The following is a 23,485-nucleotide window of genomic DNA, read 5'->3' as shown; positions in this document are numbered from 1 at the left end:
AAAGCGCCATCCTCAAGCCGGATCAGAAGATGTGACGAATGCCAACGCCGACGGTGGTCAGGTTGCTCTTGCCGTTGGCCGAGTTGGTGATCTCGTACACGGCAGCATCCTTGGCCTTGTTGTAGTCAACGGTGGTGTACAGCTGGGTGCGCTTGGACAGGGCGTATTCGGCCACGCCCACGACGGTGTAACGCTTGCCGTCGCCGACATTGCCCAGGGCCTGGTAGGCCACGTTCTTGCTCTTGTCGTAGTACACGCCGCCGGTCAGGCTCAGTGCAGCGGTGGCCTGGTAGTTGGCACCGAAGAAGTAGCCATCATCCTTGCGTTCCACGCCGACGGTGTTGCCACCTGCGGTGTTGGCCAGCGAGTAGTTGGTGGTTTCCATGAACAGACCGTTCAGGCCGGTCGCGTCCTTCATGCGGTAGTAACCGGCGAAGACCTTGGCCGCGCCGAAGGCGTAGGAAGCCGACAGGTTGTAGGTCGTGGCCTTGTTGCGTGCAGCCGTGGTATCGACGGTTTGCTGGAAGCCGCCACCGATGGCGAAGCCACCGTTGTTGTAGCGCAGGGCGGTGCTGATCTGGCTGCCGCTGCGGGTCGAACCGGCTTGCTCGCCGAAGGCGTAGCTCACGGAAGCGGCCACGGGGCCGAACTGGCCGTCATAGCGCACGGTGTTGTCGCTGCGCACGCGGGTGGCGGCAGCCGGCATCCAGGAGTTGGTTTCGTAGTTGCCGACGGTCAGCGGATCGAAGTGATCGGCCATCAGGTCGAACAGGGCGGTGTTCTGGCGGCCCACGGAGACCTTGCCGAAGTCACCGGCCAGGCCAACCCACGATTGACGACCGAACAGACGGCCACCTTGTTGGGCGGCGCCGGTGTCGCTGCTGAAACCGTTTTCCAGACGGAACACTGCCTTCAGGCCGCCACCCAGGTCCTCGGTCCCCTTGAAACCGATACGGCTGTTGGAAATGGCGCCATTGTCCATGCGCACGTTGCTGCTGCCCTGGGCATTGTCATTGCTCAGATAACGAATGCTGGTGTCGACGATGCCGTAGATGGTCACGGAGGACTGGGCAAAGGCTGCGCCGCCGGTGGTCAGGCCGGCTGCCAGCAGCAGCATGGAACTCTTCTTCATAGGTTTCTCTCCAGAAAGCACGATGTTGTGTTGTTGATGGCGCCGCGGATCAGCCTTGTGTGCCTCTCCCCGAAACACCTCTTTTATCGCCGCGACCGCATTCAACGTGGCCGGCCGCAGCCTGTCCCTATTTGGAACTGGGTCGAAGAATATCAGAACGATGGTTCGCAAAATGCGCGAAATGCTGCAGGAAAATTCCTCTTTTTTAATTATTTAGTGAATTTATATGATTATAAAAAATATATTGCGTAAATCTTTTATAAAAATAAATCTTCACTATGAAGCTGGATTTGTGTCTTCCATATGACAGGAAAGCCAATTTCAGCGGTTTTTTGGAGGAAATCCGGGGTTTACAAGCGACTTTTTGACGTTTCAAGCAGAACTTGTGCGTGCAAACGTAGCTAAAAAGCAACATGCCCGGCAAGGAAACCTGGCCGGGCATGCGGGGAGAGCGATGAAGAGGAGGGCGCGCAGCCGTCCTCTTCGGCGATCAGGGCGTCAGGCTTATTGCACCTTGGCCTTGGCGCGCAGTTGCTCCTGGTAAGCCTGCAGCTTCTTCTGTTGCAGGGCTTCGGCGATCTGCGGCTTGACTTCGTCCAGGGTCGGGACCTTGGCCGGGCGCACATCTTCCAGCTTGATCACGTGCCAGCCGAACTGGGTCTGCACCGGAGTCTGGGTGATGTCACCCTTCTTCAGGGCCACCATGGCGTCGGAGAACGGCTTGACGAAGGAGGCCGGGGTCGCCCAGTCGAGGTCGCCACCGTTGGCTGCCGAACCGGTGTCCTTGGATTGCTTGGCCAGGTCTTCGAACTTGGTACCGGCCTTCAGCTTGGCGATGATGGCTTCGGCGTCTTCCTTCTTGTCCACCAGGATGTGGCGGGCGTGGTATTCCTTGTCGCCGGCCTGGGTCTTGAACTTGTCGTATTCGGCCTTGATGTCGGCGTCGGAGACCGGGTTCTTCTTCAGGTAGTCAGCGATCAGGGCGCGGATGACGATGGACTGGCGGGCCAGTTCCAGCTGGTTCTTGACGTCGGTGCTGTTGGACAGGCCTTGCTTGTCGGCTTCCTGCATCAGGATTTCACGATTGATCAGCTCTTCCTTGATGGCACCGCGCAGTTGCGGGCTGTCAGGCTGGCCTTGCGCAGTCATCTGCTTGACCATCAGTTCGGCGCGTGAGGAAGGGATCGCCTTGCCGTTCACGACGGCCAGGTTTTGAGCGAAGGCCGGGATGGAAGCGATGGCGAACAGCAGCACCAGCAGACGAGCGGGTTTGAATGTCATTGTTGAATCCTAGAAAAGAAAGGAATGAATCAAAACGGAGAAGAAAAACAGGAGGGGCTTGGATAAAAGCAGGCGTCGGTCTTTGTTCTTGGTCTCAGTTCGTTGCCTCTGATGGGGAGAGCGCCACTATGGCCAGCGCATGGATCTCCTGCTGCATCAGGTCGGACAGGCAATCATACACCAGCCGATGGCGGTTCAACCGATTTTTGCCCTCGAACAAGTCGGAAACCAGGCGGATCCTGTAATGTCCTCCGCCAGAGGCGGCACCGGCATGTCCAGCATGCAGGGCCGACTCATCCTCGACCAGACAGACCTGCGGCGAGAAAGTTGCAGTCAGGCGTTCGGTGATGCGCTGCACGCGGGTGTCAGCGGCGCTCATTCGGCGTCCTTCATGTACTTGGAGAGGAACAGGCTTTGCCCGATGATGAAGGCAAACATCAGGCCCATGCTGCCGAACATCTTGAAGTTGACCCAGGTATCCAGCGAGTAATTGAAGGCGATGTACAGGTTCAGCACGCCCATGACCGCGAAGAACACGATCCAGGCCAGGTTCAGGCGCGGCCAGATCGCTTCGGGCAGGGTGACCTGCTTTTCCATCATGACGCGGATGAGATTTTTCTTCATGAACAGCTGCGACACCAGCAAGGCCAGGCCGAAGGCCCAGTACAGGATGGTCGGTTTCCACTTGATGAAGGTATCGTCACGGAAATAGATGGTGGCACCGCCAAAGACCACGATGATGGCCAGCGACACCCACAGCATGCCGTCCACCTTGCGCCGGCGCAGCAGCAGCCAGGCGATCTGGCCCAGCGAGGCGACGATGGCGACCGCGGTCGAGAGCAGGATCGGGGCCTGGCTGGCCGTGACGGCACCGGCCGACATGGCCCCGCCCAGGTATTGCATCACCAGGTCCTGCGCGGCCGAGGGATGGCCCTCGGCCCATTTGAAGACGCCGAAAAACAGGATGACGGGGAACAGGTCGAACAGAAACTTCATCGGGTTGGCTTCTTCAGTGAGTCAATGAAACGGTGGAGGAGCGGCTTACGCCGGGTCGAAACGCAGCGAAGCCGAATTGATGCAATAGCGCAGTCCGGTCGGCGGCGGGCCGTCGGGGAAGACGTGGCCCAGGTGGGCGTCGCAGACGTTGCAGATGATCTCGGTGCGAATCATGCCATAACTGCGGTCCACTTTCTCGCGCACGTTGGCCGGATCGATGGGTTCGAAGTAGCTGGGCCAGCCGCAGCCGGAATCGAACTTGGCGTCCGACGTGAAGAGCGGCGTGTCACAGCAGACGCAGGTATAGGTGCCGGCTTCATGGTGATCCCAGTAACGGCCGGTGAAGGCGCGCTCGGTGGCGGCTTCGCGGGTGACCTGGTATTCCATCGGGTCCAGTTGTTCGCGCCATTGCGCTTCGGTCTTTTCTACACGTTTGTTCATGCTTGGCTCCTTGGGGGATGACGGGCGGCGGGCAACTGCGGCCTGCTCAGGAAGAAAGTTTCAGATGTGTCAAAAGTCAGGCCATGCTTCAGGATGAGCAGCTCACTTCCAGGTGACGGGCCCACTCCGGCGGCAGCGCCGCATAGCGCTCGAATTCGGGCTGTTCGTCAAAGGGATGTTGCAGGATCTGCTGCAGGCGGGCCACTTCCCTGAAATCCTTCTCCAGCGCACGGTCGATGGCGTCCTGAGCGAGGTAATTGCGTAGCACGTACTTGGGGTTGACCGCGTGCATTGCAAGCCGGCGGTCAGCGTCGTCGCTGTCTTCGGCGCGCAGGCGGGCGCGGTATTGCGCGGCCCAGGCATCGAAGGCGGGGCGGTCGAGGATGAGATCGCGTACCGGCTCGTCGTCAGCCGTATTGCCGATGCGCAAGTCGCCCAGGCGGCGGAAGAACAGGGTGAAATCCACGCCATTGGCTTGCAGGATGGCAAACAGCGCTTCAATCAGTTGCTCATCCTCGGGCTGTTGCGTACGCAGCCCCAGCTTGGCGTGCAGCAATTCGGCATGGCGCGCCTGGAAGATGGCTTCATAGTCGGCCAGCGCCGCTTCGGTCTGCTCCACCGAGCCGATCAGCGGCAGCATGGCCTGGCCCAGCGCGAAGCAGTTCCATTGGCCGATGCGCGGCTGCATCTGGTAGCTGTAGCGGCCCTGGCGGTCGGTGTGGTTGCAGATGTGGCGGGCGTCGAAGGCTTCCATGAAGCCGAAGGGGCCGTAATCCAGCGTCAGGCCCAGGATGGACATGTTGTCGGTATTCATCACGCCATGCATGAAGCCCACGGCCTGCCATTGCGCCATCAGCGTCGCCGTGCGGCGGGTGACTTCTTTCAGCAGGGCCTGATACGGGTTCTCTTCAGACAGCAGTTCCGGATAGAACTGCTCGAGTACGGTATCGGCCAGAATCTTCAGTTCATCGAAGCGCTGGTTGTAATACCAGTGCTCGAAAGAACCGAAGCGGATGAAGCTGGGGGCCATGCGGGTGACGACGGCGGCGGTTTCCGGGGCTTCGCGCATGACGCGCTGGTCCGAGCCGATCACGGTCAGGGCACGCGTGGTCGGGATGCCGAGCGCAGCCATGGCTTCCGAACAGAGGAATTCACGGATCGACGAGCGCAGCACGGCACGGCCATCACCCATGCGCGAATAGGGGGTCATGCCCGCGCCTTTGAGCTGCAGCTCGATGCGTCCCTGGCCGTCGGCGGCCGGCAGGTCGCCCAGGGTGATGGCGCGGCCATCGCCGAGCTGGCCGGCCCAGACGCCGAACTGGTGTCCGGAATAGACCGCCGACAGCGGCGTCGAACCGGGCGGGATCAGGTTGCCGGCGAAGATGTCGAGGAAGCTGAAGTGCTCATCGGCCGGCCGTGGCAGCCCGGCCGTGGCCGCGGCTGCCTCGCTGAATCCGACCAGGTAGGGCGCGGGCAGGGGCGTGGGCTGCAGCCGGGTATAGAAGGCCGGTGGCAGTTCGGCGAAACGGTTCCCGAAAGGGGGCAGCGGATAGGATTGCGTCATGGTCAGCCTGTGGCGCGCAGCCCGGACCGGGCCGCAATCCGCTATTTTGACAGAGAAGCGCGAATCCCATAGGATCGCTGCACTTTTGCGTCCTGCCGCGCCTGGCCGGACGCGGCAAGCTCTTCAACCTCCTCGATACGGCATCTCCCCGCAAGGCTGGCAATTTGGAATTCGCGCTGATCACCTTCCTGAACGGCCTGGGCTACGGCTTTTTGCTGTTCCTGCTGTCCTCGGGCCTGACGCTCATCTACAGCATGATGGGCGTGCCCAATTTCGCCCATGCCAGCTTCTACATGCTGGGTGCCTATGTTGCCTATGCACTGGCTGGCGTCCTCGGATTCTGGTGGGCGCTGCTGCTGGCGCCCCTGATCGTGGGTGTGGCCGGGGCGCTGGTGGAGCATTACGGCCTGCGCATCGTGCATCGCTATGGGCATGTGCCGGAATTGTTGTTCACTTTCGGTCTGTCCTATCTGGTGGTGGAACTGGTGCAACTGGTGTGGGGCCGCTCGCCGGTGCCTTATCGCATCCCGCCCGAACTGGACGGCACGCTGTTTACCCTGTATTCGACCGCCTTCCCGGTCTATCGCGGCTTCATGCTGCTGGTGGCGGCCTTGATGCTGCTGGCCTTGTGGCTGTTGCTGCGCCATACCCGCATCGGACTGGTGATCCAGGCCGCGCTGACCCATCCGCAGATGGCCGAAGCGCTGGGCCACAACGTGCCGCGCGTGTTCATGCTGGTATTTGGCGGCGGCTGCGCACTGGCGGCGCTGGCAGGCGTGATCGGTGGCAATGCCTTCGTCACCGAGCCGGGGATGGCGGCGGCCGTGGGCAGCATCATCTTCGTGGTGGTGGTGGTGGGCGGGCTGGGCTCGCTGGCCGGAGCCTTCATCACCTCCCTGCTGATCGGCATGATGCAGACCTTTGCGGTGGCGCTGGATGTCTCGCTGGCCAGCCTGAGCTTGCAGGTGCCGTCCGGCAGCGCGCTGTCACCGCTGGCGCGGCTGACATTGGCGCAGGTGGCACCGGTCTTGCCCTATCTGCTGCTGGTGGTGATGCTGATCGTGCGTCCCAAGGGCCTCATGGGCCGGCGGGAGAGTTGAGCCATGCGACGGATCGTGCTTCCCTGGCTGCTCTTTGCCCTGATGCTGCTGGCCGCACCGCTGGTGTTTCCGCAGAGCGCAGCGTTGTCGCTGCTGTCGCAGATGGGCACGATGGTGCTGCTCTGCCTCTCATACAACATGCTGCTGGGCGAGGGTGGCATGCTTTCTTTCGGGCATGCGGTGTATTCCGGCCTGGGCGCCTTTGGGGCCATTCACCTGATGAACCGCATGGCCGATGGCGTGCTGGCCTTTCCGGTGACGCTGGTCCCGCTGGCCGGCGGCCTGACCGGCGCGCTTTGTGCGGTGGTGCTGGGCTATCTCACCACGCGCCGCGCCGGCACGACGTTCGCCATGATCACGCTGGGACTGGTGGAACTGGTCTCGGCCTGCGTGTTGATGTTTCCCGAGGTTTTCGGCGGGGAGGGCGGCATTTCGGGCAACCGCGTCATCGGCGAGCCCGTGCTCGGGATCAGCTACGGCCCGCAGATTCAGGTGTATTACCTGATCGCCGGCTGGCTGCTGGTCTGTGCCGTCGCCATCCATGCCCTGCGCCATACCCCGCTGGGCCGCATCCTCAATGCCGTGCGCGACAATCCCGAACGCGCCGCCTTCCTCGGCTACGATCCGCAGCGGGTGCGCTATCTGGCCTTGATCCTGTCGGCTTTCTTTGCCGGGGTCTCTGGCGGGCTGTCGGCCATCAATTTCGAAATCGTCAGTGCGGAATACGTCGGAGCGCTGCGCTCCGGCACCATCCTGCTGTTCACCTTCATCGGTGGCACCGCCTATTTTTACGGGCCCGTCATCGGGGGCGTCGTCGGGGTGCTGTTTTCTTCCTGGTTGTCGGCCTATACGCAGGCCTGGCAGTTCTATCTGGGTGCGTTCTTCATCCTGATCGTGATGACTACGCCGGGCGGGCTGGCCAGCCTGATCGACCGCAGCTGGCACCTGCTGCAAGGCGGCCAGATGAATGCCCGTCTTGCGGGACGTCTGGCATGGTGGCTGGCGGCTGCATTCTGTACCTTGACGGGTGTCATCCTGGCGACCGAGATGGCGTATCAGGCCAGCCTGGGCAGCCTCGCCGATACCGGCGAAGGTGCTGCATCGCTGATGCTATGGGGCTGGCGCATCGACGTTCATGCCGCTGCCCCGTGGGGCATTGCAGCGCTCTGCGTGGTGGTGGGCGCGGGTGCGCTGGTGGCCTGGCAACGTTCGGGGAGGGCGCGATGACGGCCCCTTTGCCACTGGTACTGCAGGATGTGCACAAGGCCTTCGACCGCAGCGAGATCCTGCGTGGTGTCGATCTGCAATTGCAGCCCGGCGAGCGCTGTGCCCTCATCGGACCGAATGGAGCCGGCAAATCCAGCCTGTTCCACGTCGTCTCGGGACGCTATCGCGCCGATGCCGGCCGCGTGCTGCTGCACGGACGCGACATCACGCGCCAGCCGCCCCAGCAGATTCACCGGCTGGGACTGGCACGCAGCTTCCAGATCACCAGTCTGTTCCCGCGCCTGAGCGCTTTTGAGAATGTGCGTTGCGCGCTCTTGTGGACGCTGGGCTACCGCTATGCCTTCTGGCGTCGCATCGGCCAGTTGCGCGACGCCAGCGAGCGGGCGCTGTCCGTGCTGGACAAGGTCGGTCTGGCCCAGCGTGCCGAGGTGGCCGCGGGCGAGCTGAGCTATGCCGAGCAGCGCGCCCTGGAGCTGGCGGTGACCATCGCGGCCGATGCCTCCGTGATCCTGCTGGACGAGCCGACCGCCGGCATGAGCCGTGCCGAGAGTGCCGCCATGGTCGCGCTGATCCGCGAAGTCACCGTCGGCAAGACCCTGCTGATGGTGGAACACGACATGCAGGTGGTCTTCGGCCTGGCCGACCGCATCGCAGTCATGGACAACGGCCGCGTGATCGCTTGCGACAGCGCCGAGCGCATCCGCGCCAATCCGGATGTCCAGGCGCTGTATCTGGACCGGAGGCCCCATGGATAAATCCTCTGCGTTGCTCAGGCTCACCGGCCTGCAGGCCTGGTACGGCCAGAGCCACGTGCTGCATGGCGTTTCGCTGGAGGTGGCACGCGGCGAGATCGTCAGTATCCTGGGCCGCAACGGCGCGGGCCGTTCGACCCTGCTCAAGGCCGTGATGGGCCAGGTGCGCAGTACGGGGGAGATCGATTTCGAGGGCCGTTCGCTGGCCGGTCTGGCCACCTACGCCATCGCGCAGCGCGGCATCGGCTACGTGCCTGAAAGCCGCGATGTCTTTCCGGCGCTCACCGTGCAGCAAAATCTGCTGCTCGGCCGCAAGAGCGGGACGGTACCGGACGATGGCTGGCGCGAAGAGGAAGTATTGACCTTGTTCCCGTCCCTGGAACGGCGCTACAAGGTGGCGGCCGGGGCGCTGTCGGGCGGGGAGCAGCAGATGCTGGCGCTGGGCCGCGCACTGATGGGCAATCCCCGGCTGTTGCTGATTGACGAACCGACCGAGGGCCTGTCGCCACAGATGGTCGGGCAGGTCGCCCATTACCTCGCACTGCTGCGCCAGCGGCAGGTGGCGGTGCTGCTGATAGAGCAGAAACAGGCTCTGGCGCTGGAGCTGTCACAGCGAGTTTACGTGATGGGACGCGGCGAAATGGTCTTTCATGGCACGCCGGCGCAACTGGCGGCGGACCAGGCCTTGCAGCAGGAGTGGCTGGCTCTCTGAGGCCATCGCCGGCGAAAGGGGGCAATTCTCGTGCCGCCACGATGGTCGGGCCATCAGGGGACGCGCACAATCCCCGCTTTAGCCGATCGGGAGATGTTCATGCTGCTCTGGCCCCTGCTGATTTGCCTGGCCGTCCTGGCCCTGTATGCGGCTGACCGCGCCTGGTTGCGTTACGTCCGCCGCGAGGATGTGCCCTTGCACGATCCGCAGGGCTATCTGGAGATGACCGCCCGCATGACCGAACTCTGCCACGGGGACCGGATGCGGGTTGACCAACTGATTGCCCGCCAGCGGCAGCGTTTCCCGCAGGCGGGGCATGCCGAGCTGGTGCGGCTGGCGATGCGGGCATTGCTGGAGCCGCAATCCGCAAGCCAATCGGAACGCAGACGTTGATTCAGGGCGTGCGGATTTTTCTCTTCTGATTACAGCATGGCCGGTGGCAAATCCAATCCCAGGGTGCGCAGCATCTCCTTGCGACGCAGGCGCAGGTCGTCGTCGCTTGCCGGCCATTTGCGGTAGATCGACAAATAATCCAAGGCGATCGAACCTTGGGACTTGGCGTCGTTGTTGCGGCTCTGGCCTTCATTGATGTGCACGACCGGCCCGGAAATGCCGAGGAAATTGAAGTCGTATTTGACCACCAGCGAAATCAGGTAATCCCAGTCCTCATGGCTTTGCAGCGCGGCATCCACCAGATGGCGCTTGGCGATGGACGAGGAGAGGATGATGGTGTTGTTGGGGATGAAATTGCTGACCAGCAGGCCGCGGATGTCGGTGCCGCTCATATCGATGTCGGTGCTGGAGATCACCTGGGTGCTCTCGGCTGTACGCATTTCCCTCACCTGGCTATAGGACACGTAGTTGACGGCATCGCTGCGGAAGCGGTTGCATTGGACGATGGCCTGCAGGAAATCGGGCCGATAGCTGTCGTCATCATCCAGGAACAGGATGAAACGGCCACGCGCCAGCTGCACACCCGCATTGCGTGATTCGGCCGGGCCCTTGGCACCGGGCAGGCAGAGGAAGACATCAGTTTCGCGCAGCAGGCGGCTGGCGACTTCCTTGGTCGCGGCAGTGCCTTCATCAGCGACCAGGACAATCTCGAAATCCCTGAAACTCTGGGCCAGCAAGGATTGCAGAGCGCGTTCAAGGATGGCCGGGCGGCGGTGCGTGGAGACGACGATGGAAAACACGGGCGCAATATGCATGGTCATGAGTCAGTAGTGGGCGGTGGATGTCAGCCGGCCTGGGCCGGTAATCCTGAAAGGAGATCGTCAGGCCATTCGTCCGGCTGGCAGGCAATGCTCTCCCGGCGAACGTAGAAGAGGTGCAGGGTGTCGATGGACATCGGCCCGGCGGGCAGACGATGCAGCAAGATGGGATCCCCCCCGGAATCGACTTTTATTGGGGGCTAACTATAGCGCCCAAAACAGGCACTGTAAACTTGATGCGGGGAGCTGCATGAAGAAGTCCACCTGCCGGGAGGCAGGTGGAGGGCTGACCTGAATGCGAAGAGGATTGCCAGGCCGTCTTACTTGTTGACCAGCTTGGCTGGCAAGCTCAGCGTGAGCAGACCGCCGATCACCAGCGAGGCCGCCAGCACATACATGCCGGCATTGGTGCTCTGCGTGGTGTCCTTGAGCCAGCCGACCAGGAAGGGGCTGACGAAACCGGCCAGGTTGCCCAGCGAATTGATCAGCGCAATACCGGCCGCAGCTGCGGTGCCCGACAGGAAGGCCGTCGGCAGGCTCCAGAACAGCGGCAGGGTGGTCAGGATGCCGACGCTGGCCAGCGTCAGCGAGGCCATCGCCAGCGCCGTGTTGTGACCATACAGGGTGGACAGCAACAGGCCGATGCAACCGACGAAGGCGGGAATGGCCACGTGCCAGCGGCGTTCGCGGCGGGCGTCGGCGCTGCGGCCGATGAGCACCATGGCCGCAGCGGCGAAGGCGTAGGGGATGGCCGTGAGCAGGCCCACGTTCAGGGGATCGGAGACGCCGGTGGCCTTGATGATGGTCGGCAGCCAGAAGCTCACGCCGTACAGCCCCATGACGAAGCAGAAGTAGATCAGCGCACCCAGCCAGACACGGCCGTTGGCGAACATGGCGCCCAGGGACAGGTGTTCCTTCTGGCTTTCTTCGTGGCTGATGTTGGTTTCCAGCAGGCGCTTTTCGTCTTCGGTGAGCCACTCGGCGTCACGGATGCGATCCTTCATATAGAGGATCACCAGGGCGCCCAGGATCAGCGAAGGAATGGCTTCCAGGATGAACATCCACTGCCAGCCGGTATGACCCCACACGCCCGGCATGGCGTGCATGATCCAGCCCGACAGCGGTCCGCCGATCACGCCCGAGAGCGCGATGCCGGTCATGAACAGCGCAGTGATCTTGCCGCGCCGCGCAGCCGGATACCAGTAGGTCAGATACAGGATCACGCCCGGGAAGAAGCCGGCCTCGGCCACCCCCAGCAGGAAGCGCATGATGTAGAACATTTCCGGCGTGGTGACATAGGCCATCGCACCCGAGATGATGCCCCAGGTGATCATGATGCGGGCGATCCAGAGGCGCGCGCCGACCTTGTGCAGGATCATGTTGCTGGGCACTTCAAAGACGAAGTAACCCAGGAAGAAGATGCCCGCGCCCAGGCCGTAGACGGTATCGCTGAATTTCAGGTCCTGCAGCATCTGCAGCTTGGCAAAGCCGACGTTGACCCGGTCCAGGTAGGAAGCCACATAGCACAGGAACAGCAGCGGCAGCAGCCGCCAGGTGACCTTGCTGTAGGTCGCGTCTTCAAAGGATGCGCGCGCGCCGTCGGCGGCTGCGCCTGCGTGGTAGGTCATGTCTCGCTCCAGATGATGTTTGACGTATCGTTGTTGTGCGTCGCCGGTTCTTTGTGACCGCTTGACGGTGCCACGCATTGTAGTGGCGGTGAGGACATTGTCAAATCATTATCCTCACCGCGTGCATGAAGATTTTTACACCGCCGTCCTACACGCAACGCCCGCCATCGACCTCGATGCACACGCCGGTGACGAATTGCGCTTCATCCGAACCCAGGTAGAGGCAGGCATTGGCGATGTCTTCCGGGGTGGAGAAACGGCCCATGGGAATGGTGGCGACGAACTTCTTGCGGTTTTCCGGGGTGTCGGGCACGCCCATGAATTCGGACAGCAGGCCGGTGGCCGAGATGACCGGATTGACGCAGTTCACGCGGATCTTGTCCGGCCCCAGTTCGGCCGCCATCGACTTGCTGGTGGTGATGACGGCGCCCTTGCTGCCGTTGTACCAGGTCAGGCCGGGACGCGGGCGGATGCCAGCGGTGGAGGCGATGTTGACGAAAGCACCGCCGCCGACCTGGCGGAAATAGGGCACGAAGGTCTTGGCCGAGAGGAAGATGCTCTTCACGTTGACTGCATAGACGCGGTCGAACTCGTCTTCTTCCACTTCCAGCATGGGGCGGTTGCGATGCGTGGTGCCGGCATTGTTGACGACGATGTCGAGCTTGCCGAAGTGCTCCAGGGCGCTGGCCAGCAACTGGTCCATGTCAGCGCGCTTGGAGACGTCGGCCTTGGCGAAGACCGCACGGCCGCCCGCCGCCTTGATCTCTTCGACTACCCGCAGGCCGCCGGTTTCGCCGATATCGGCCACCACGACGGAGGCGCCTTCACGGGCATAGGCCTTGGCGATGCCTTCACCGAAACCCGAACCGCCACCGGTGACGATGGCTACCTTGTCTTGCAAACGCATGATGTGTCTCCTTGAAAATTGTGTGTGTTGAATGAGGGGGGAGGTCAGCCGTGGCGGATGGCGATGGTCTTGAGGACCGTGAAGCCATAAAGGGCTTCGAAGCCCTTCTCGCGCCCGTGGCCGCTGGCCTTGACGCCGCCGAAGGGCAGTTCCACGCCGCCACCGGCGCCATAGTTGTTGATGAAGACCTGGCCGCTGCGAATGGCGCGCGCCAGCCGCAGCTGGCGGCCGCCGTCGCGGGTCCAGACGCTGGCCACCAGGCCGTAGTCGGTGCCATTGGCCAGGGCGATGGCTTGGGCTTCATCCTCGAAGGACATGGCCGACAGCACCGGACCGAATACTTCTTCCTGCGCCAGCCGATGCTGCGGCGGCACGTCACGCAGCAGCGCCGGGGCCTGGTAGAAACCGCCGGCCGGGGCGCCGGGCGCGATCTCGCCCTGCGCCACCAGGGCGATGCCGTCGCGCCGCGCATCCGAGAGGAAGCCGGCCACACGTTCCTGCTGGGTCTTGCGGATCAGCGGGCCGCAATCCAGGTCCATCTGCGAGGAACCCACCTTGAGTTGCGAGAACAGCCCGCCAAGCCGTTCCAGCACCTGCTCGTATGCGCCACGTTGCACCAGCAGGCGGCTGCCGGCCGAGCAGGTCTGGCCGGCGTTCTGCACGATGGCATTGACCACCACCGGCAGCAGGGCGTCCATGTCGGCATCCTCGAAGACCACCTGCGGCGACTTGCCGCCCAGTTCCAGGGTGACCGGGGTGTGATGCTCGGCGGCCGCGCGCACCACCAGCTTGCCCACGTTGGGCGAGCCGGTGAAGGACACGTGGTTCACATCGGGATGCTTGACCAGCAGGTCGCCGGCCTCGTGGCCATAGCCGGTGACGATGTTGAGCGCACCCTCGGGGAAGCCCGCCTCGGCGGCCAGTTCGGCCACCCGGAGGATGGACAGGCAGGCATCCTCGGCCGGCTTGACCACGCAGGTATTGCCGGCAGCCAGGGCGCCGCCCACGCAGCGTCCGAAGATCTGCATCGGATAGTTCCACGGCACGATGTGGCCGGTCACGCCGTGCGGCTCGCGCAGGGTCAGTACCGTATAGCCGGCCTGGTAGGGAATGGTGTCGCCGTGCAGCTTGTCAGCGGCACCGGCGTAGAACTCGAAGTAGCGCACGATGGCCGCAGCATCGGCACGTGCCTGTTTCATGGGTTTGCCGCAGTCGCGTCCCTCCAGCTGGGCCAGTTCTTCCTGGTGATCCTGCAGCTTGTGGGCCAGCTTCATCAGCAGGCGGCTGCGCTCGGCGGCGGAAAGCTTGCCCCACGCACCTTCATACGCGCGGCGTGCTGCCTGCACGGCCTGGTCGATGTCGGCGGCATTGCCACGGGCGATGGCCTCGAAGGCCTGGCCATCGGAGGGATCGATGACGGGGATGCTTTCGCCGGAGGCGGGGGCAACCCAGCGATTGTCGATGAAGTGCTGTTTCATGGCGGTGCGGTCCTTGGAGGCAAATCACGAAAAGGAGCAGGACAGGGAAGCAGCAAGAGGGCATGCCATGCAGGCGCGGGCCAGCGTCGGACGGTCAGTCCGAACGGGGCCGGGAAGGGGCTTGTCTCCTGGTGTCTTGTCGTGTGCTGCTGTTTTTTGTTGTGCCTGAATCTAAGCCTGTGCATCCAAGATGTCAAATATATTTACTACTTTGATGACTACTTGCATCGGATGGCTGGCGGTGAGACTGACAAATCCGCTACCATGCGGCCCATGCCGTTCCTGTCCTTTCCTGCCTAACTGGAGTGTCGATGCCCTCATCGAGCAAGTCCCCACGCCCCGGCGCTTCCGGTGACATCCTGAGCCTGGCGGCGGCTGGCCTGGGTCCGGTGCGGCCGGAACGCTTCGCTGAACGGGTATATGAAACCTTGTTCCATGCCATCGTTGAAGGCCGCATTGCCGTCGGCAGCAAGCTGCCTTCCGAAAATGACCTGGCCACGCTGTTCGAGGTTTCGCGGCCGGTGGTGCGGCAGGCGCTGGATCGGCTGCGTGAAGATCAGCTGGTGGAGTCCCAGCGTGGCTCCGGGACCTATGTGAAGGAAAAGGCAGGATTGGCCCCGGCCCGTCCCGATGGCGAACCCGAGACCCGCATCGGCCACATCATGAACGGGCTGGAACTGCGGCTGGTGCTGGAGCCGGAATGCGCCTACATGGCCGCCCTGCGACGCAACAAGCAGGATCTGGAAAAGATGGATGCCTTGCTGCTCGGATTCGAGGAAGCCAACCGCGTGGGCGGCATCGCCCATCACTATGATTTCGGCTTCCATGAAGCCATCGCCCAGGCCACCGGCAACCAGCGCTTCGTGCAGGTGATGAAGACGCTGGAATACGATGTCAGCCACGCCGTCAACATGCTGCGCCACCTGATGCAGATCCCGCCCTGGAAGCGCTCGCAGGATGCCATGGACGAACATCGCCAGATCTTCGAGCTGATCCGCCTGCAGGATGCCGAAGGCGCACGGCGCGCCATGCGTGGGCATATCGAGAATGCCCGCACGCGCATGTTCAACAGCCGGCCCGGCTTGTAAGGCTGCTTGTCATTCAGGCTGTCAATTTAGTTAACTACTTATCGTCAAGCAGGAAGCTCTTCGCATGGAATTACGCCAACTGCGCTACTTCGTGGCCATCGTCGATCACGGCTCGCTCTCACGCGCGGCGCGTGTGCTGCACATCGCCCAGCCGGCGCTGACCCAGCAGATCCGCCAGCTGGAGGACGAGATGGCGGCGCAATTGCTGCATCGCTCGGCCCAAGGGGTCATCGCTACCGATGCCGGCAAGGTCTTCTATGAGCACGCGCTGGCGATCTTGAAACAGGTGCAGGATGCCAAGCAGGCCGTGGCGCAGTCCACCGACAAACCCTCCGGCACGGTGGCGCTGGGCATTCCGCAGAGTGTCTCCAATGCGCTGGCCTTGCCGCTGCTCAATGCAGTGCGCTCGATCTACCCCGAGATCACCCTGCAACTGACCGAGGAATTGACCGGTAACCTCATCACCCAGTTGAAATCCGGCCGCATCAATCTGGCGGTGCTGTTTGACGATGGCCAGCTGTCGTCCTTCGCAGCCACGCCCATGATCGAGGAAGAGATGATGTACATCACCCGCGCCAAGTCGCGCTATGGGGTGAAAGGCCGCAAGGGCGTGCCGCTGGCCAAGGCCATCGAAGCCCCGCTGATCCTGCCGGGCCTGGCCCATGGGGTGCGCCCGCGCATCGAGAGCCTGGTGCGCGGCCAGGGCATGAGCCTGGACAACGTCATTGAGATCAACTCGGTGGCCATCCTCAAATCCGCCATCCTGGCCGATATCGGGGCCACCATCCTGCCGGTGGCGCCGCTGCTGGCCGACATCGAGCGCGGCGAGATGGTCGCCCATGCCATTGCCGGCGAACAGATCTCGCGCACCCTGGTGCTGTGCGCCTCGCGCAATATCCCGCTGACCACCGCGGCTGCTGCGGTGGAACGACTGGTGCTGGATGTGACCGATGCGCTGTGCCGTTCCGGCCAGTGGGGACATACCCGGCTGTTGGAACGTACATGAACCACGCTAATAAAGTGAATAAAATTGAACAAGCGCCGTCTTTTTGAGCTTAAAAGTTCAGATTTTTTGATGAATTGCTGAAAATCACTGCTGAGCTGGCGCCTTCGGTTACACTGGCGACGACCCTGGCCGTCCTCGAGCCCCAAGCCAACTGAGGATGCCGCCGATGCGCTGAGGGGCGCATCCTCCGCATCGCTTGCCGCGATGCCTTCTATACCTGCCCGCAAGGGCAAGCGAATCCGCATGAATCCTTTCACCGCCAGCATTGCGCTGGCCATCGTACAGTTTTGCAGTGGCGTGATCATGACCGGCCTGTTCATCAGCACGCCGTCAGAGCGCTTCACGCGGCTGTGGGCGCTGTCGGGCGTGTTCTCGGCACTGGGGATCTGCGTTACCGTTGCAGTGTATGCCGGGCTGGCTGGCAGCCTGCGGCCGCTCGGCTTGTTGCTGGGCAATACGCTGGTTTTTTCTTCCGGCATCGTTGCCTGGTGCGGACTGCGCAGCTTTTACCAGCGCCAGTCGGGCGACTGGCCTTGGATGCTGCTGATCGCCTATGCCGTCAGCTTTACCGCGCTGCTGATCGGCGGCGCCGATTTCACCCATCGTGCCTACCTCGCCGTGGGCGGCATGCAGGTGGTGTTCTGCCTGGTGCTGCTTGAATTCTTCAAGGGCTTGTCCGGGCCGCTGGTCGCGCGCTATCCACGCTGGACCTTTGGCCGCTGGATCGGCATCGTGGCCTTGTTGATCCTCAGCGCCACCCATGTGAGCCGGCTGCTGCTGTCGCTGTCGCATCCAGAACTGTTCATGCCCCCCGAGATGAGCAGTCTGGGTGTAGGCCTGATCTATCTGATTCCCATCAGCGGTACCTTGCTGCTGTCGGTCTCGTTGATGATGATCTACTTCGAACGGCTGCTGGCCGACAAGCAGCGCCTGGCCACCGAAGATGAACTGACCGGCACCCTCAACCGCCGCGAGCTGGTGCGCTGTGGCGAAGAGGCGCTGGCCCGGGCCGTGCAGGGCAGGCGGGTCCTGACGCTGGCCTTCATCGATGTGGATCACTTCAAAGACATCAACGACACCCACGGCCACCTGGTCGGGGATCGGGTGCTGGCTGACATCGGCGCCTTGCTGCGCGAGCACTGTTGCCAGGGCGGCATGGTGGGCCGTTACGGTGGCGAAGAATTCTGCGCGGTCTTCCCGGACTGGTCGGAAGCCCAGGCACGCCAGATTGCCCAGCATCTGCTGGAAACCGTACGCAACCACGATTTCGGTCATGGGCAGACAGTTACCATCAGCGTCGGATTGGCCGTGCTGTCACCGGGCCAATCCAGCAGCTGGGATGCGCTGGTGCACGAAGCCGACCTGGCCCTGTACCGTGCCAAGAGCGAAGGGCGCAATGCTTTCCGGATGGCGCTGGCGGCTTGATCCGGACGCTGCCTTACAGGGCAGCTTCAGAAGAAATCCCGGCTGCGCGGCTGCAGCTCCCCCAGCAGATGGCTCCAGTCTTCCAGCCGTCCCGCCACCAGGTGGCGCACTTCTCCATGGCACTGCCAGCTGCCATACACCCCCAGCAAGCGCGCATTCAAGACCTCGCTGCGCTGCCTTTCCAGCACCGAAGGCCAGACGATCACGTTGGCCGAACCGGTCTCATCCTCCAGCGTCATGAAGATCACTCCCTTGGCCGTGCCCGGCCGCTGGCGCACAGTGACGATGCCGCAGCAGCAGGCGAACTGGCGGTTCTGCAAAGTGTTCAGGTCGGCCACGCTCATGAAGCGGCGCCGCTGCAAGGTCGGGCGCAAGAGCGCCAGCGGATGGCGGCGCAGCGTCAAATTCATGGCGCGGTAGTCGTCGACGATCTGGTCGCCTTCGCCGGGTGCTTCCAACTGGACCGCGTCATCACCGCGCGGTGCCGTGCGCAGCAGGTCACGGTCGGGCACTGCGCCCACCGCATGCCAGAGCGCAGCGCGCCGGTGTCCGGCCAGCTCGCGCAAGGCATCGCCCGCTGCCAGCGCTTGCAGGGCGTGGCGGTCCAGTCCGGCGCGCCGGGCCAGGTCATCGACATCGGCAAAGGGGCGTTCGGCCCCGGCCTGCTCGATACGCTGCGCCGCCTGTTCGGGCATGCCGCGCAGCAGGCTCATGCCCAGCCGCACGGCCGGACGCGCCTGCCCGGCGGGGTCCAGCTCCAGAATGGATTCCCAGCGGCTGCGCAAGACGTTCACCGGCAGGACCTTGACCCCATGCCGGCGTGCATCCTGGATCAATTGGGAGGGCGAGTAAAAGCCCATGGGCTGGCTGTTGAGCAGGCCGCACAGGAAGGCTTCCGGCTCGTGGCACTTGAGCCAGCTGCTGAAATAGGTCAGCAGGGCAAAGCTGGCGGCATGGCTTTCGGGGAAACCGTATTCGCCGAAGCCCTCGATCTGGTTGAAGATGCTCTCGGCGAATTCACGTGAATAGCCATTGTCGGTCATGCCCAGCACCAGCCGTTCATGGTGCGGTCCCATGCCGCCCTTGCGCTTCCAGGCGGCCATGGAGCGGCGCAGGTCATCGGCTTCGCTGGGGGAATACCCGGCAGCCTCGATGGCCACATCCATCACCTGCTCCTGGAAGATCGGGATGCCCAGGGTACGCTCCAGCACCTTCCTGATCTTGCCGCTCTTGCTGGTGTTGTCCGGATAGTCGAAGCTGCCGCCGCTGCGCACCAATTCCCGCCGCCGCAGGTAGGGGTGGACCATGCCGCCCTGGATCGGCCCCGGCCGCACGATGGCCACCTGCACCACCAGGTCGTACTGGGTGCGCGGCTGCATGCGCGGCAGCATGCTCATCTGGGCGCGGCTTTCGATCTGGAATACGCCGATGGTATCGGCCTTGCAGATCATGTCGAACGTGGCCGGATCTTCACGCGGAATGTCGTACATCTGCATGACTTGGGGCAGGCCGCGCCGCAAACTCACCAGTTCCAGCGAGCGGCGCAGGGCGGTCAGCATGCCCAGCGCCAGGACGTCGACCTTGAGCAGCTTCAGTGACTCCAGGTCATCCTTGTCCCATTCGATGACGGAACGCTCTTCCATGGCCGCATTCTGGATCGGCACCAGCCGCGACAACTGCCCGCGCGCGATCACGAAGCCCCCGGTGTGCTGCGACAGATGGCGCGGGAAGCGCAGCAGCTTGCCGGTGATGCTGGCCCATAGGCCGATCTGCGGCAGTTCCGGGTCCAGCCCGGCTTCGGCAAAGCGGGCCAGCAATTCTTCCCGGCTGTCGAACCAGTGCTGCGACTTGGCCACCGTATCGACGATGGCCGCATCCACACCCAGTGCCTTGCCGACCTCGCGCAGGGCGCCACGCGGCCGGTAGCTGTGCACGGCGGCCGCCAGTGCGGCGCGGCGGCGGCCGTACTTGCGGTAGATGTGCTGGATCACTTCTTCGCGGCGCTGGTGCTCGAAGTCCACGTCGATGTCGGGTGGTTCTTCACGTTTTTCGCTGATGAAGCGGGCAAACAGCAGCCGGGTCGAAGTGGGATCAACCTCGGTCACGCCCAGGCAGTAGCACACCGCCGAGTTGGCCGCCGAGCCGCGCCCCTGGCACAGGATGCCGCGTGAACGGGCGAACTTGACCAGGTCGTACACCGTCAGGAAATAAGCTTCATATTCCTTTTGGGCGATCAGGGACAACTCCATCTCGATCTGCGAGCGCACCTCGCCCGGTATCCCTTGCGGATAGCGTTTAAAGGCCCCGGCCAAGGTTTCCTGGCGCAGATAGTCGGCCGGGCTCATGCCCAGCGGCACCAGTTCGTCAGGATATTCATATCGCAATTCAGCCAGGCTGAACTGGCAGCCGGCCGCCACCGCCAGTGTCTGGGCCAAGGTGGCCGGGCTGTGCACCAGCGACAGCCGCATGCGTGGCCGCAGGTGCTGTTCGGCATTGGGGGCCAGGGCCAGGCCGCATTCCTGCACCGGCTTGCCGACGCGGATGGCCGTGACCACATCCTGCAGGTATTTGCGCGAACGCTGGTGCATCTGCACGTCGCCTACCGCCGCCAGCGGCAGGCCGTGCAGCCGTGCGGCGGCGTCGATGGCGGCGCGGTGCAGGTCGTCCAGCGGACGGTACAGGCGCGTCATGCCGACCCATGAGCGGCCGGGGGCCAGCGGGGCGAACCAGCGCAATTGCGCATCCAGCGTTTCTTCATCGGCCGGGTAGTCCGGCACCAGGATCAACTGGCAATCGGGCAGGGTGCGCAGGTGCGACAGGGCGGGCGGCGGCTGGCTCAGGTCTTCCGGCGACAGCAGGTAGCTACCTTTTTCGGCGCGGGTGCGCGCCAGCGTGATGAGTTCGCAGAGGTTGCCATAGCCTTCGCGGTTCCTGGCCAGCCCCACCAGGGTCATCCTCGCCAGGGGGTGGGCCGGATCATCCTTCAAAGCCGTGAAACGGAAGCAACTGCCGATGAGCAGCTTGAAATCCTTGGCCTTGCCGCGATTGACCTGTTCCATCCAGGCGGCATGGGCGCGCACCACGCCGGCCATGGTGCATTCATCGGTGATGGCCAGGGCCCGATAGCCCAGTTCGATGGCACGATCCACCAGTTCCTGCGCATGCGAGGCCCCTTGCAGGAAACTGAAGTTGGTGCGGCAATATAGTTCGGCATAGTCGGGCAGGCCGGTCTGGGGGACGCCCAAGGGCAGGGAAGCTTGCATGCCGTGCTCCTAGCCGAACAGGCCGTGCAGGAACCACTGCGGCTCTTCGTCGGACCACTCGCCGCCGCGCCACTGGCGGAAGATCCAGTAATAGGCATGGCTGGCATCGCGCGCCGTGAAGTAGTCGCGCGTCAATGGCCGGCCTTCCCACCAGCCGGCTTCGATGCGTTCGGGCGGCGAAGTGAATTCCAGCGCACTGCGATAGAAGGGCTTGTGCTGCTGCATCCGCAAGGGCAAGGGTTCGGCCAGCAGCCACAGCGGACGCGGCGGCAATCGTGCCGCATCGGTGTTCAGGGCAGCCGGCAGGCTGGCGGGGCTCTGCATCACGCTGCACCAGCGGTTGGCGATCTCGGGCCGGTGATCGGCGCGCGGGGCGGCCTGCTGCACCTTGTCCGCGCCCAGACGCGCCACCAGCAGTTCCAGCAGGCGCTGATGATCCTCGGCACTGCCGCCGGGTTCGGGGAAGAGCATCTCGCTGGCCGCGTGCTGGCTTTCCAGTTCATCGGCGGCCAGCCCCAGGGCGATGGCGGGGGCGGGCAGGGAGGAACGGGCCAGTTTTTCCTTGACCAGGGTGTGCAGGTGGTCTTCCTGCCAGGCCGGGACCGACAGCGCTACCTGCAGCTCGGTGGGCGCCACTGCCTGCCGTCCGCGTTCATGTTCCAGCCACAGGCGCAGCTTCTTGATGGCCAGCTGGCGTGCCGTCAGCCAGCCGGCCAACTGAGCCAGCAAGCCCTGGGCATAGGCGGCCAGGATGTCGGTGTGCTCAATGCGGTCCGGCAGCTCCACCCGGGCCTGGAACGTTGGCGGTGCCACGATCCAGTCATGCACTTCGGGCGCGGCACCATAGGCGCGGTCCAGCATGCCTAGCAATTCCTTGCCGCAGCGGCGCTGCAAGCCGGCGCGGGGCAGGCGCTGCACCTGGCCCAGCTGCCGGCAGCCCAGCCCGTGCAGCCATTCCAGATGGGCACGGGCGGCGGTGAGCAGAACCACCGGGAGACGGTCCAGTCGGCGCTGCAGGGAACGCTGGCTCAGGGTGCGCACGTAGCCATAGCGGGCCAGCAGCCAGGCGCCGGTCGCCGTGACGGCGCAGGACAGGGTGGCCGACAGTCCCATCCGGGCAATGGTCACCCGGATCTTGCGGCACAGGGCTCGAATCCCGCCGAACAGGCGCAGGCTGGCGCCCACTTCCAGCAGGATGCAGGCCTCTTCGGCCAGCGTGACCTGGGGCGTGTATTGCAGCAGGGCCAGGGCGGCTTGCTGCAAGGTGGTTTGCTCCCGCAGGATATCCCGCTCATTCAGATGCGCTTGCGGTGCCAGCAACTGCACGCCGCCGCGCCGCATGCCTTCGTGCACGCCCAGCGCGCGCGCCGGTGCCGTCAGAGCGGATACGCGATCGCGCTCGAAGACCACGGCCGCTTCCTCATCCAGCCAGTTCGGACGGAAGACTTCCAGCGGCAGCAGTGGCAGGTGTACGGCGATCCACAGGGGTGACATGGCGTTGCAAATTCGGTGAAGGCAGCAAAGGGAGAAACAGGCTTTGTTCGCGCAGCGGTCCGCGGCGCTTGAGAAAACCGATCTCCAGCCCGTCGCGCGCCGGCTTGAGCGTCAGCCGCAGGGGTGCGGGGGAAGGCTCGCGCGCGCAGGACAGCGGCCGTAGCATGAAGAACAGCGTCTGACCGGCCTGCGCCGCCACATGCAGGCGTCGCAGCAGGTCATGATCGCCCTTGCGCAAGCGCGGCTGCCACATCAGCAGGGCCTGGCAACTGTCGGCCCGCAAGACCTGCTCGGCAGCCCAGCAGGCGTCGGCCGCATGATCGGCCTGCAACTGCAGCAGCCGTGATGCTTCCACCCCCATATGCGCCCAGCCGGGGGCATTGACCTGGTGTGGGGCCTGCAGCAGGGCGATCCGGCCAGCCTGCGGCGGGCGCCGGGCAGTGGCGGGCGCACGCGCCAGTACCGGGCGCAACAGGCGCAGCTCGCCCACGCCGTCCTGCGGCAGCAGCAGCTCGATGAGCACCCCGGGCGGCCAGCCGCGTTCGGGCAGCTCGGCATCCAGCGCCTCGAATCCGCTGGAGACACCGCGCGCACCACCGCGCGCCAGCTGGGAGGCCAGCCAGAGCGAGGGGTGGATGATTTCCGGACGAGGGACCGGAGAGCTGGATGTCAACATGGCAAGAAAACGAGGATGCGAAACAGCAGGAAAGTGCGGGCAAAAGCAAATAGTCGGGTAGCAAAGGCACGTCGCCGTGCCTCCGCCCCCTAAGAACCGTACGT

General features: G+C 63.8%; 22 protein-coding genes. 8 read left to right on the top strand and 14 right to left on the bottom strand.

Annotated elements, in window-relative coordinates; translation table 11 throughout:
* Positions 1-22: 22 nt before the first annotated feature.
* From ACWHXP_RS08690 to ACWHXP_RS08665, 6 genes are all read right to left on the bottom strand, one after another.
* On the bottom strand, positions 23-1,132 hold the full coding sequence (locus ACWHXP_RS08690) for a porin (RefSeq protein ID WP_121040093.1): 1,110 nt from the start codon (positions 1,130-1,132) through the stop codon (positions 23-25).
* A 504-nt stretch (positions 1,133-1,636) separates the two neighbouring features.
* Complete coding sequence (locus ACWHXP_RS08685) at positions 1,637-2,413, bottom strand: peptidylprolyl isomerase (protein ID WP_489625434.1); 777 nt, start codon at positions 2,411-2,413, stop codon at positions 1,637-1,639.
* A gap of 94 nt (positions 2,414-2,507) precedes the next feature.
* Entirely contained in the window at positions 2,508-2,792 is a 285-nt protein-coding gene (locus ACWHXP_RS08680; protein WP_121040099.1) for a BolA family protein, read from the bottom strand.
* Positions 2,789-3,409: a septation protein A gene (locus tag ACWHXP_RS08675; protein ID WP_039788195.1), complete on the bottom strand. Its 621-nt coding sequence runs from the start codon at positions 3,407-3,409 to the stop codon at positions 2,789-2,791. The genes ACWHXP_RS08680 and ACWHXP_RS08675 overlap by 4 nt, the downstream gene beginning before the upstream one ends.
* Positions 3,410-3,454: 45 nt before the next feature.
* Positions 3,455-3,850, bottom strand: a complete 396-nt coding sequence (gene msrB / locus ACWHXP_RS08670) for a peptide-methionine (R)-S-oxide reductase MsrB (protein ID WP_034335690.1) — start codon at positions 3,848-3,850, stop codon at positions 3,455-3,457.
* Between the two features lie 88 nt (positions 3,851-3,938).
* On the bottom strand, positions 3,939-5,414 hold the full coding sequence (locus ACWHXP_RS08665) for a protein adenylyltransferase SelO (protein WP_489633999.1): 1,476 nt from the start codon (positions 5,412-5,414) through the stop codon (positions 3,939-3,941).
* Positions 5,415-5,578: 164 nt separating this feature from the next.
* Here ACWHXP_RS08665 and ACWHXP_RS08660 point away from each other — a divergent pair, with 164 nt between their 5' ends.
* From ACWHXP_RS08660 to ACWHXP_RS08640, 5 genes are all read left to right on the top strand, one after another.
* Positions 5,579-6,514 carry a branched-chain amino acid ABC transporter permease gene (locus ACWHXP_RS08660; protein WP_489634000.1) on the top strand — a complete coding sequence of 312 codons (936 nt, stop codon included), beginning with the start codon at positions 5,579-5,581 and terminating at the stop codon, positions 6,512-6,514.
* Positions 6,515-6,517: 3 nt separating this feature from the next.
* Complete coding sequence (locus ACWHXP_RS08655) at positions 6,518-7,741, top strand: branched-chain amino acid ABC transporter permease (RefSeq protein ID WP_489634001.1); 1,224 nt, start codon at positions 6,518-6,520, stop codon at positions 7,739-7,741.
* Complete coding sequence (locus tag ACWHXP_RS08650) at positions 7,738-8,496, top strand: ATP-binding cassette domain-containing protein (protein WP_121040107.1); 759 nt, start codon at positions 7,738-7,740, stop codon at positions 8,494-8,496. Before ACWHXP_RS08655 ends, ACWHXP_RS08650 begins: the two co-directional genes overlap by 4 nt.
* Positions 8,489-9,205: an ATP-binding cassette domain-containing protein gene (locus ACWHXP_RS08645; protein WP_121040109.1), complete on the top strand. Its 717-nt coding sequence runs from the start codon at positions 8,489-8,491 to the stop codon at positions 9,203-9,205. Before ACWHXP_RS08650 ends, ACWHXP_RS08645 begins: the two co-directional genes overlap by 8 nt.
* A 99-nt stretch (positions 9,206-9,304) precedes the next feature.
* Positions 9,305-9,598 (top strand): hypothetical protein, encoded by a 294-nt coding sequence (locus ACWHXP_RS08640; protein WP_034335679.1) that lies wholly within the window; start codon positions 9,305-9,307, stop codon positions 9,596-9,598.
* 29 nt (positions 9,599-9,627) lie between these two features.
* Here ACWHXP_RS08640 and ACWHXP_RS08635 read toward each other — a convergent pair whose 3' ends face one another.
* From ACWHXP_RS08635 to ACWHXP_RS08615, 5 genes are all read right to left on the bottom strand, one after another.
* Positions 9,628-10,413 (bottom strand): glycosyltransferase family 2 protein, encoded by a 786-nt coding sequence (locus ACWHXP_RS08635; protein WP_227022690.1) that lies wholly within the window; start codon positions 10,411-10,413, stop codon positions 9,628-9,630.
* Positions 10,414-10,442: 29 nt separating this feature from the next.
* A complete protein-coding gene (locus ACWHXP_RS08630) occupies positions 10,443-10,580 on the bottom strand; it encodes a hypothetical protein (RefSeq protein WP_166675572.1) in 138 nt (45 codons plus the stop codon).
* A 156-nt stretch (positions 10,581-10,736) separates the two neighbouring features.
* On the bottom strand, positions 10,737-12,044 hold the full coding sequence (locus ACWHXP_RS08625) for an MFS transporter (protein ID WP_489625439.1): 1,308 nt from the start codon (positions 12,042-12,044) through the stop codon (positions 10,737-10,739).
* Between the two features lie 148 nt (positions 12,045-12,192).
* Positions 12,193-12,951 (bottom strand): SDR family oxidoreductase, encoded by a 759-nt coding sequence (locus ACWHXP_RS08620; protein ID WP_310835638.1) that lies wholly within the window; start codon positions 12,949-12,951, stop codon positions 12,193-12,195.
* 44 nt (positions 12,952-12,995) lie between these two features.
* Positions 12,996-14,429 (bottom strand): aldehyde dehydrogenase family protein, encoded by a 1,434-nt coding sequence (locus tag ACWHXP_RS08615; protein ID WP_489634002.1) that lies wholly within the window; start codon positions 14,427-14,429, stop codon positions 12,996-12,998.
* A 311-nt stretch (positions 14,430-14,740) separates the two neighbouring features.
* Here ACWHXP_RS08615 and ACWHXP_RS08610 point away from each other — a divergent pair, with 311 nt between their 5' ends.
* The 3 genes from ACWHXP_RS08610 to ACWHXP_RS08600 all read left to right on the top strand — a co-directional run bounded on the left by ACWHXP_RS08610 (position 14,741) and on the right by ACWHXP_RS08600 (position 17,948).
* A complete protein-coding gene (locus ACWHXP_RS08610; protein WP_034339205.1) occupies positions 14,741-15,517 on the top strand; it encodes a FadR/GntR family transcriptional regulator in 777 nt (258 codons plus the stop codon).
* Between the two features lie 64 nt (positions 15,518-15,581).
* Positions 15,582-16,523, top strand: a complete 942-nt coding sequence (locus ACWHXP_RS08605) for a LysR substrate-binding domain-containing protein (protein WP_121040118.1) — start codon at positions 15,582-15,584, stop codon at positions 16,521-16,523.
* Positions 16,524-16,766: 243 nt separating this feature from the next.
* Entirely contained in the window at positions 16,767-17,948 is a 1,182-nt protein-coding gene (locus tag ACWHXP_RS08600; RefSeq protein ID WP_489634003.1) for a GGDEF domain-containing protein, read from the top strand.
* Positions 17,949-17,974: 26 nt separating this feature from the next.
* On the opposite strand, the gene ACWHXP_RS08595 is transcribed toward ACWHXP_RS08600, so the two are convergent.
* The 3 genes from ACWHXP_RS08595 to imuA are packed head-to-tail and all read right to left on the bottom strand — an operon-like array spanning position 17,975 to position 23,381.
* The gene (locus tag ACWHXP_RS08595) at positions 17,975-21,211 is read right to left on the bottom strand and encodes an error-prone DNA polymerase (protein WP_489634004.1); all 3,237 of its coding nucleotides are present in this window, start codon (positions 21,209-21,211) and stop codon (positions 17,975-17,977) included.
* Between the two features lie 9 nt (positions 21,212-21,220).
* Complete coding sequence (locus tag ACWHXP_RS08590) at positions 21,221-22,705, bottom strand: Y-family DNA polymerase (protein WP_489634005.1); 1,485 nt, start codon at positions 22,703-22,705, stop codon at positions 21,221-21,223.
* Positions 22,632-23,381, bottom strand: coding sequence for a translesion DNA synthesis-associated protein ImuA (imuA, locus tag ACWHXP_RS08585; RefSeq protein ID WP_489634006.1), 750 nt, complete (start codon positions 23,379-23,381; stop codon positions 22,632-22,634). Before imuA ends, ACWHXP_RS08590 begins: the two co-directional genes overlap by 74 nt.
* Positions 23,382-23,485 lie beyond the last annotated feature (104 nt).

Source organism: Herbaspirillum sp. Her2, assembly GCF_057961375.1.
Note: the sequence above shows the minus strand (reverse complement) of the source record. Positions and strands in the feature narration are given on the sequence as shown.

Coding starts and splice junctions, on each gene's coding strand:
- ACWHXP_RS08690 (WP_121040093.1), bottom strand. CDS start 1,132: ATGAAGAAGAGTTCCATGCTGCTGCTGGCAGCCGGCCTGACCACCGGC.
- ACWHXP_RS08685 (WP_489625434.1), bottom strand. CDS start 2,413: ATGACATTCAAACCCGCTCGTCTGCTGGTGCTGCTGTTCGCCATCGCT.
- ACWHXP_RS08680 (WP_121040099.1), bottom strand. CDS start 2,792: ATGAGCGCCGCTGACACCCGCGTGCAGCGCATCACCGAACGCCTGACT.
- ACWHXP_RS08675 (WP_039788195.1), bottom strand. CDS start 3,409: ATGAAGTTTCTGTTCGACCTGTTCCCCGTCATCCTGTTTTTCGGCGTC.
- msrB (WP_034335690.1), bottom strand. CDS start 3,850: ATGAACAAACGTGTAGAAAAGACCGAAGCGCAATGGCGCGAACAACTG.
- ACWHXP_RS08665 (WP_489633999.1), bottom strand. CDS start 5,414: ATGACGCAATCCTATCCGCTGCCCCCTTTCGGGAACCGTTTCGCCGAA.
- ACWHXP_RS08655 (WP_489634001.1), top strand. CDS start 6,518: ATGCGACGGATCGTGCTTCCCTGGCTGCTCTTTGCCCTGATGCTGCTG.
- ACWHXP_RS08650 (WP_121040107.1), top strand. CDS start 7,738: ATGACGGCCCCTTTGCCACTGGTACTGCAGGATGTGCACAAGGCCTTC.
- ACWHXP_RS08645 (WP_121040109.1), top strand. CDS start 8,489: ATGGATAAATCCTCTGCGTTGCTCAGGCTCACCGGCCTGCAGGCCTGG.
- ACWHXP_RS08640 (WP_034335679.1), top strand. CDS start 9,305: ATGCTGCTCTGGCCCCTGCTGATTTGCCTGGCCGTCCTGGCCCTGTAT.
- ACWHXP_RS08635 (WP_227022690.1), bottom strand. CDS start 10,413: ATGCATATTGCGCCCGTGTTTTCCATCGTCGTCTCCACGCACCGCCGC.
- ACWHXP_RS08625 (WP_489625439.1), bottom strand. CDS start 12,044: ATGACCTACCACGCAGGCGCAGCCGCCGACGGCGCGCGCGCATCCTTT.
- ACWHXP_RS08620 (WP_310835638.1), bottom strand. CDS start 12,951: ATGCGTTTGCAAGACAAGGTAGCCATCGTCACCGGTGGCGGTTCGGGT.
- ACWHXP_RS08615 (WP_489634002.1), bottom strand. CDS start 14,429: ATGAAACAGCACTTCATCGACAATCGCTGGGTTGCCCCCGCCTCCGGC.
- ACWHXP_RS08610 (WP_034339205.1), top strand. CDS start 14,741: ATGCCCTCATCGAGCAAGTCCCCACGCCCCGGCGCTTCCGGTGACATC.
- ACWHXP_RS08605 (WP_121040118.1), top strand. CDS start 15,582: ATGGAATTACGCCAACTGCGCTACTTCGTGGCCATCGTCGATCACGGC.
- ACWHXP_RS08600 (WP_489634003.1), top strand. CDS start 16,767: ATGAATCCTTTCACCGCCAGCATTGCGCTGGCCATCGTACAGTTTTGC.
- ACWHXP_RS08595 (WP_489634004.1), bottom strand. CDS start 21,211: ATGCAAGCTTCCCTGCCCTTGGGCGTCCCCCAGACCGGCCTGCCCGAC.
- ACWHXP_RS08590 (WP_489634005.1), bottom strand. CDS start 22,705: ATGTCACCCCTGTGGATCGCCGTACACCTGCCACTGCTGCCGCTGGAA.
- imuA (WP_489634006.1), bottom strand. CDS start 23,381: ATGTTGACATCCAGCTCTCCGGTCCCTCGTCCGGAAATCATCCACCCC.